We start from the raw sequence: 6,512 nt of genomic DNA, 5'->3' as shown, positions 1-6,512 counted from the left end.
GGCATCGAACTGGTGGCGCGGCAGCGTGAAGGCGAGGCGGTGGGCGCTGCCCTTCACGGGGTCGGTCGGCTCCAGTTCCTGGATCATGCCGAGATAGCCGCAGGCGAGCGACGCCGCGAGCGCCAGGTACGGGTTCGCGTCGGCGCCGGCGACACGGTTCTCGACCCGCCGCGAGTCCGGCGGCGAGACCGGCACGCGGAAGCCGACGGTGCGGTTGTCGCGGCCCCAATGCACGTTGATCGGCGCGTCCGAGCCCGCGATCAGCCGGCGGTAGGAGTTGACGTTGGGGGCGAGCAGCGGCATCGCCGCCGGCAGGTATTTCTGCAGGCCGGCGACGTAGGACATGAACAGCGGCGTGTCCTCGCCCTCATCGGTCGAGAACAGGTTCTTGCCCATGTCGCGGTCGACGACGCTCTGGTGCACGTGCATGGCGCTGCCCGGCTCGGACTGCATCGGCTTCGCCATGAAGGTGGCGTAGACGTTGTGCCGGATCGCGGTCTCGCGGACCGTGCGCTTGAACAGGAACACCTGGTCGGCCAGTTCCAGCGCGTCGCCGTGGTTGAAGTTGATCTCGATCTGCGCCGCCCCGGCCTCGTGGGTCAGGGTGTCGATGTCGATGTTCTGCGCCTCGCAGTAGTCGTAGACGTCCTCGAAGATAGGGTCGAACTCGTTGACGGCGTCGATGCCGTAGGCCTGGCGCCCGCTCTCGGTGCGGCCGGAGCGGCCGACCGGCGGCGCCAGCGGGTAGTCCGGGTCCTTGTTGATCTGGACCAGGAAGAACTCCAGCTCCGGGGCGACGATCGGCTGCCAGCCCCGGGCATGATAGAGCTCGAGCACCCGCCTCAGCACCCAGCGCGGCGAGATGTCGACCGGGCTGCCGTCCGCGTAGAAGCAGTCGCAGATGACCTGGGCGGTCGCTTCCTTGTACCAGGGCACGAGGCGGATCGTCTTCTCGTCCGGCACCATGTAGATGTCGGCGTTGGCCGGGCTGGTGACGTCCTCGTCGTCGGGGAAATCGCCGGTGACGGTCTGGATGAAGATCGCCTCCGGCAGGCGCAGGCCCCGCTCGCGCAGGATGCGGAGGAATTTCTCCGCTGGAAGGATCTTGCCGCGTGCGACGCCGGACAAGTCCGGGATCAGGCACTCGACTTCGGTAATGTGATGCTGGGCTATGAAAGTGGTTAGCAAATCCATGCAGATTCACGGTCCGGGTGCGCGCGGCCCCCGGCCGACTCCGTGCTGTTGAACCAGTCGCTTCATCGTGGAGGGCGCCCGAGCCCGTTTCGCCGGGGCGATCCCCGTCGGCGCGCGCCCCCGTCCGGGAGTTCTTGACCCGCCCCCGGTCGCCCGGAGACGATGGCAAGCATCGCCAACAATCAAGCGGCCCCATTATGACAGCGTTTCGCGACGACACAGAAGCCCTGAAATTTCTCGAACTGAATCCCGACATCTCGACGATCGATGTCCTGCTGCCCGACAACTGCGGAGTGTTGCGGGGCAAGCGCCTCCCGGCGGCGAGCCTGCCGAAGCTCTTCACGGAGGGTTGCTCCTTCCCGGGGTCCATCTACGCGATGGACATCACCGGCGCCACGGTCGACACGACCGGGCTGTCCTGGGACGAGGGGGACCCGGACCGTCCGTGCTTCCCCGTCCCCGGCACGCTCCAGCGCACTCCCTGGCTCCGCAAGCCGACCGGCCAGATCCTGCTCTCGATGCACGACCAGGACGGCACGCCCTTCTTCGCGGCGCCGCGCGCGCTCGTGGAACAGTTGAAGGGCCGGCTTGCGGAGCTGGGGCTGACGGCCGTCGTCGCGGTCGAGCTGGAGTTCTACCTGCTGGACGGCGACTGGGGCGAGGAGGACAAGCCCCGGCCGCCGCTCTCGCCGACCAGCGGCGTGCGCCAGAGCACGACCCAGGTCTACGGGATGAACGAGCTCTACGACTTCGGCCACGTCCTCGACGAGATCGAGGAGGCGGCGCATGCCCAGGGCATCCCGACCGACACCGCGGTCGCCGAATACGGCCCCGGCCAGTGCGAGATCAACCTCCACCACGTCCCCGACCCGGTGCTGGCCGCCGACCACGCGATCCTGTTCAAGCGCGTGGTCCGGGGCGTCGCGGCCAAGCACAAGCTCGACGCCACCTTCATGGCCAAGCCCTATCCCCAGCATGCCGGCAGCGGCATGCACGTCCATGTCAGCCTGATCGACCGCGACGGGCGGAACGTCTTCGAGACCGACCGGCCGGAGGCGATCGGCAGCGACCTGCTGCTCCACGCGATCGGCGGGCTCGCCGCGACGATGCCGGGGGCGATGGCGCTGTTCGCGCCGAACGCCAACTCCTTCCGCCGCTTCCAGGTGGAATCCTATGCGCCGACCGCTCCCACCTGGGGCGTCAACAACCGGACGACGGCGCTGCGCATCCCGGTCGGCCCTCCCGGCTCCAAGCGGATCGAGCACCGGGTCGCGGGCGCCGACGCGAACCCCTACCTGGCCGTGGCGGCGATACTCGCCGGCATCCTCCACGGCATCACCAACCGGATAGATCCCGGCGAGCCCGTGACCGGCAACGGCTATAACGGAGCCGAGGCGTCGCTGCCCGGGAACTGGGTCTCCGCACTGGAGGCCTTCGAGAACTGCCGGGAGCTGCGCGACCTGTTCGGGGAGCGCTTCATGCACGTCCATCTCGAGACGAAATGGGCCGAACGCGACAAGTTCTTCGCCTATGTGACGCCGCTCGAATACGAGTGGTACCTCCGAACCGCCTGATCATCCCGGGGATGGAGCCATCGGAGCCGCGCGCCGCCGGACGGCGCACCTCGCCAGCGGCCCCGTTTCGCCGAATGCAGCAGCGGGCATTCGTGTGAAATGCCTTAGAACGTATAGCTGTGCCTCCGGTGCCGGCGTACTCGGTACCACTCGAGACTGCGGCCGCCCGACGGGCGGCCGCCTTCTTGCCGGCCGGCAGCCGCGTGGGCACTTTGCCCCTTGCGCATGGAGCGGGGTTTGTTTATCCGCGTAGCCATGACGATATTCCCGCGCTCCGCCCGTATCCTGTTCCCTCTCCTGGCGGTCGCGACCCTTTCGGGTTGCGGCGTCGCCGAACTGATCGCCAGCGGCGCGAGCGACGGGACCAAATACGTCATCCGCAGGATCGACGAGCGCGAGGCCGCCGGTACCGCGCCGGGCACGGCTGCCGCCCCGTCCGCCGTCTCTCCTGCCGCCTCTCCCGCCGCCGCTCCCGAGGCGGAGCCCCCGACGACGGCGGCGGCCCCGGTGATCCCGGTTACGCGGGGCGAGCCGCTGGACTGATCCGATGATGCGCGAGAAAGAGGCGTCGGGCCCGATGCGGCACTGGATCATGCTCGTCGCCGCCGTCGTGGTCGGGGCCGTCCTGACCCTGCACCCCGGCATCGACATCGTCGTGTCGGACCTGTTCTTCGAACCGGAGAACGGTTTCGCCTGGCGCTCCGACGGCATCGCCAACCTCGTCCACGAAGCGATCCAGGTCTTCGCCCGCGTGATCGGCGTCGCGCTGCTGCTCGGCACGCTCTACACGCTGATCCGCAGCCGGCAGGCCGGCCGCAAGGTCGAGCTGCTGGGGCTCGGCGTCCGCAAATGGGTGTTCCTGTTCCTCTCCCTGGTGATCGCGCCGGGCCTCGTGGCCAATACGCTGCTGAAGGACAATTTCGGACGGGCGCGGCCATTCCAGGTCGCGGAGTTCGGCGGTCCGCTCGTCCATTCCCCGCCGCTGGTGGTGACCGACCAGTGCGAGGACAACTGCTCCTTCGTTGCCGGCGACCCGGCGCTGGGGTTCTGGCTGCATTCCTTCGCCTATGTCGTGGGGCGACGCTCGCGGCTGGTGCTGGCGGGCGGCATCGCCGCCGGCGGCCTCGCGGGGCTGCTGCGCATCGCCATGGGCGCGCATTTCTTCAGCGACGTCCTGTTCGCCGGCGCCTTCATGCTCGGCACCGTGGCCCTCCTCCACGCCGTCATGTTCGGCCGGCGCGCGACCGCCGCGCGGTGGCGATCCTGGATGGGGCTCCCGCAGCCGGCCGGGGGGATGCGGTGACGGGGGGCGCGGGGACCGCCGCCCACGCGCCTTCCTGGTACGCCGCGACGGCGCTGTCGCAGCCCGACCATCCGCGCCTCGAAGGGGACGTCTCCTGCGACGTCTGCGTCGTCGGCGCCGGCTATACCGGGCTGTCGGCGGCACTGCACCTGGCCGAGCGCGGCTACGACGTCGTCGTGCTGGAGGCCGAGAGGGTCGGCTGGGGTGCGTCGGGGCGCAACGGCGGCCAGATCGTGACCGGCTACAACAAGCCGATGGGGACCATCGAACGCTGGGTCGGGGCCGAGGACGCGCGCCGGCTCTGGGACATGGGCGAGGAGGCCAAGCGGCTGCTGGCCGACCTGGTGGAGCGGCACGGCATCGACTGCGACCTGCGCTGGGGCTACCTGTTCGCCGCGCTGAAGGACCGGCAGGTGCGCGAGCTTGCCGGGATGCGGGACGAATGGGCGGAGGGGTACGGCTACGACCGCTCGCGGCTCGTCGGACGCGACGAGATGGGCTCGTTCGTCGCGACGACGAAATACGTGGGCGGACTGCTGGACCACGGCGGGGGGCAGCTGCACCCGCTCAACTACGCGATCGGACTCGCACGCGCCGCCGCGGCCGCGGGTGCCCGCATCTTCGAGGGCTCGCGGGTCGAGGCGGTGGAGACCGGTACGGCGCCGATGGCGCGCACCGCCCGGGGCAGCGTCCGCGCACGTCACCTGATCCTCGCCGGCAACGCCTATCTGCGCGGGCTCGTCCCCTCGGTCGCGGCCAAGATCATGCCGGCCGGCACCTACCTGATCGCGACCGAACCGCTGGGAGAAAACCGAGCCAAAGGCCTGATCCCCGACGCGGTCGCCGTCGCCGACGTCAACGTCGTCCTGAACTACTACCGCCGGTCCGCGGACCACCGCCTCCTGTTCGGCGGCGGCGTCAGCTACAGCGGCTTCGACGGCCCCGGCCTGCGGCAGAGGCTGCGCAAGACCATGCTCGGCATCTTCCCTCAGCTCGAGGACGCGCGCATCGACTACTGCTGGGGCGGCCACGTCGCGATCACCATGGACAGGACGCCGCATTTCGGTCGGGTCGGGCCTTCCACCTACTTCGCCCACGGCTACAGCGGCCATGGCGTCGCCCTGGCCGGCCTCGCGGGCAAGCTGATGGCCGAGGCGGTCGCCGGCACCGCGGAGCGTTTCGACGTCTTTGCCCGCCTGCCGCACCAGAGTTTTCCCGGCGGCGCGCTGCTGCGAACGCCCGCCCTCGTCCTGGCCATGGCCTGGTACCGCCTGCGCGACCTGCTGTGAGGGCATCCCCGATGGCCGAACCATCCCGTCTTCCGAGGTGCCGGCCGGCCTGGGCGATGGCCGCGCTCCTGGCCGCCGCCTCCGGCCCGGCTGCGGCGCATCCGCATGTCCGGATCGACGCCGCGCCGACGCTGCATTTCGACACCGCCGGCCGCCTGGCCGGTGTCGGGATGCGCTGGACCTTCGACGAGTTCTACACCGCCTTCGCGCTCGACGGGCTGGATGCGGACGGCGACGGCGCCTACGGGCCCGAGGAACTGGCGCCGCTCGCCGAGGAGAACCTCGCCGCCCTCGCCGAATGGGGCTACTTCACCTATCTGAAGCTGGACGGTGCCCTGGCCCCGCTCGGGCCGGTCCGGTCCCACCGCTCCGACCACGCGGGGGACCGTCTGTCGCTCGCCTTCCTCCTGCCCCTGGAGGAGCCCGTCGATCCCAGGTCGGTCCGCATCTCGCTCGCGAGCTTCGACCCGACCTTCTACATCGACGTCGTCGCGCAGGAGCCGGTGCGCCTCGACGGCTCGCCTCCAGACGGGTGCGCGGCCGTGGTCGAGGCCCCTCCCCCGGTCGAGGAGCGCAGCATCGCCGACGCACAGGTCGAAGCCCTGGACATCGGGCCGGAAGACGACGTCGAGGGGACAGTCGGCGCCCGGTTCGCCAGCTGGATCACGGTGTCCTGCCCCGCGGGGACGGCGCCGTGAGCGCGCGGGCGGCCAAGCTGCGCCGACTGGCCCTGGCGGCGCTGGCGACCCTGCTGGCCGCGGCGGCGCTGACCGCCGCGTCGCTGGGCACCATCGACCCGTTTCCGGGCCTGACCGTCCTGGTCCATGAGGGCCAGAGGACGCTGCATGCCGGACTGGCGGACGCCCTCCGCGCGGTTCGCGCCGCCGGCCCCGGCGCGGCCTGGGGCCTGATCGCTGCGAGCTTCCTGTACGGCGTCGTCCATGCGGTCGGCCCGGGGCACGGCAAGGCCGTGATCTCAGCCTATGTCCTGGCCGACGCGCGGCATCTGCGGCGCGCCGTGGGGCTGTCCTTCGCCGCCGCTCTGCTCCAGGCGGTCACCGCGGTCGCGGTGACGTCCGTGGCGCTCCACCTGCTGGGCGCCACCGCCCGCGACGCGGCCGGAACCGCGGCGGTGCTGGAACGCGGCAGCTT

7 protein-coding genes are annotated in these 6,512 nt (G+C 70.6%); 6 read left to right on the top strand and 1 reads right to left on the bottom strand.

Translation table 11 applies throughout. The features are described 5' to 3' along the window. Positions 1 to 1,194, bottom strand: a 1,194-nt coding sequence (locus VGO20_RS04260) for a glutamine synthetase family protein (protein WP_327501050.1), incomplete at its 3' end; no start/stop codon positions are given. Positions 1,195 to 1,391: 197 nt separating this feature from the next. Here VGO20_RS04260 and VGO20_RS04255 point away from each other — a divergent pair. The 6 genes from VGO20_RS04255 to VGO20_RS04230 all read left to right on the top strand — a co-directional run. Beyond that, complete coding sequence (locus VGO20_RS04255; protein ID WP_327501049.1) at positions 1,392 to 2,768, top strand: glutamine synthetase family protein; 1,377 nt, start codon at positions 1,392 to 1,394, stop codon at positions 2,766 to 2,768. A gap of 255 nt (positions 2,769 to 3,023) precedes the next feature. Beyond that, the gene (locus VGO20_RS04250; RefSeq protein ID WP_327501048.1) at positions 3,024 to 3,311 is read left to right on the top strand and encodes a hypothetical protein; all 288 of its coding nucleotides are present in this window, start codon (positions 3,024 to 3,026) and stop codon (positions 3,309 to 3,311) included. Positions 3,312 to 3,315: 4 nt separating this feature from the next. Further along, the gene (locus VGO20_RS04245) at positions 3,316 to 4,071 is read left to right on the top strand and encodes a phosphatase PAP2 family protein (protein WP_327501047.1); all 756 of its coding nucleotides are present in this window, start codon (positions 3,316 to 3,318) and stop codon (positions 4,069 to 4,071) included. Continuing rightward, positions 4,068 to 5,360, top strand: a complete 1,293-nt coding sequence (locus VGO20_RS04240; RefSeq protein ID WP_327501046.1) for an NAD(P)/FAD-dependent oxidoreductase — start codon at positions 4,068 to 4,070, stop codon at positions 5,358 to 5,360. The genes VGO20_RS04245 and VGO20_RS04240 overlap by 4 nt, the downstream gene beginning before the upstream one ends. Before the next feature lie 11 nt (positions 5,361 to 5,371). Beyond that, a complete protein-coding gene (locus VGO20_RS04235) occupies positions 5,372 to 6,058 on the top strand; it encodes a DUF1007 family protein (protein WP_327501045.1) in 687 nt (228 codons plus the stop codon). Continuing rightward, a partial coding sequence (locus VGO20_RS04230; RefSeq protein ID WP_473964854.1) for a HoxN/HupN/NixA family nickel/cobalt transporter occupies positions 6,055 to 6,512 on the top strand: 458 nt, incomplete at its 3' end. The genes VGO20_RS04235 and VGO20_RS04230, both read left to right, overlap by 4 nt.

This window comes from Arenibaculum sp. (genome assembly GCF_035998295.1).
Lineage (GTDB): Bacteria > Pseudomonadota > Alphaproteobacteria > Azospirillales > Azospirillaceae > DASYHS01.
This window is presented reverse-complemented; position numbering and strand designations above follow the sequence as displayed.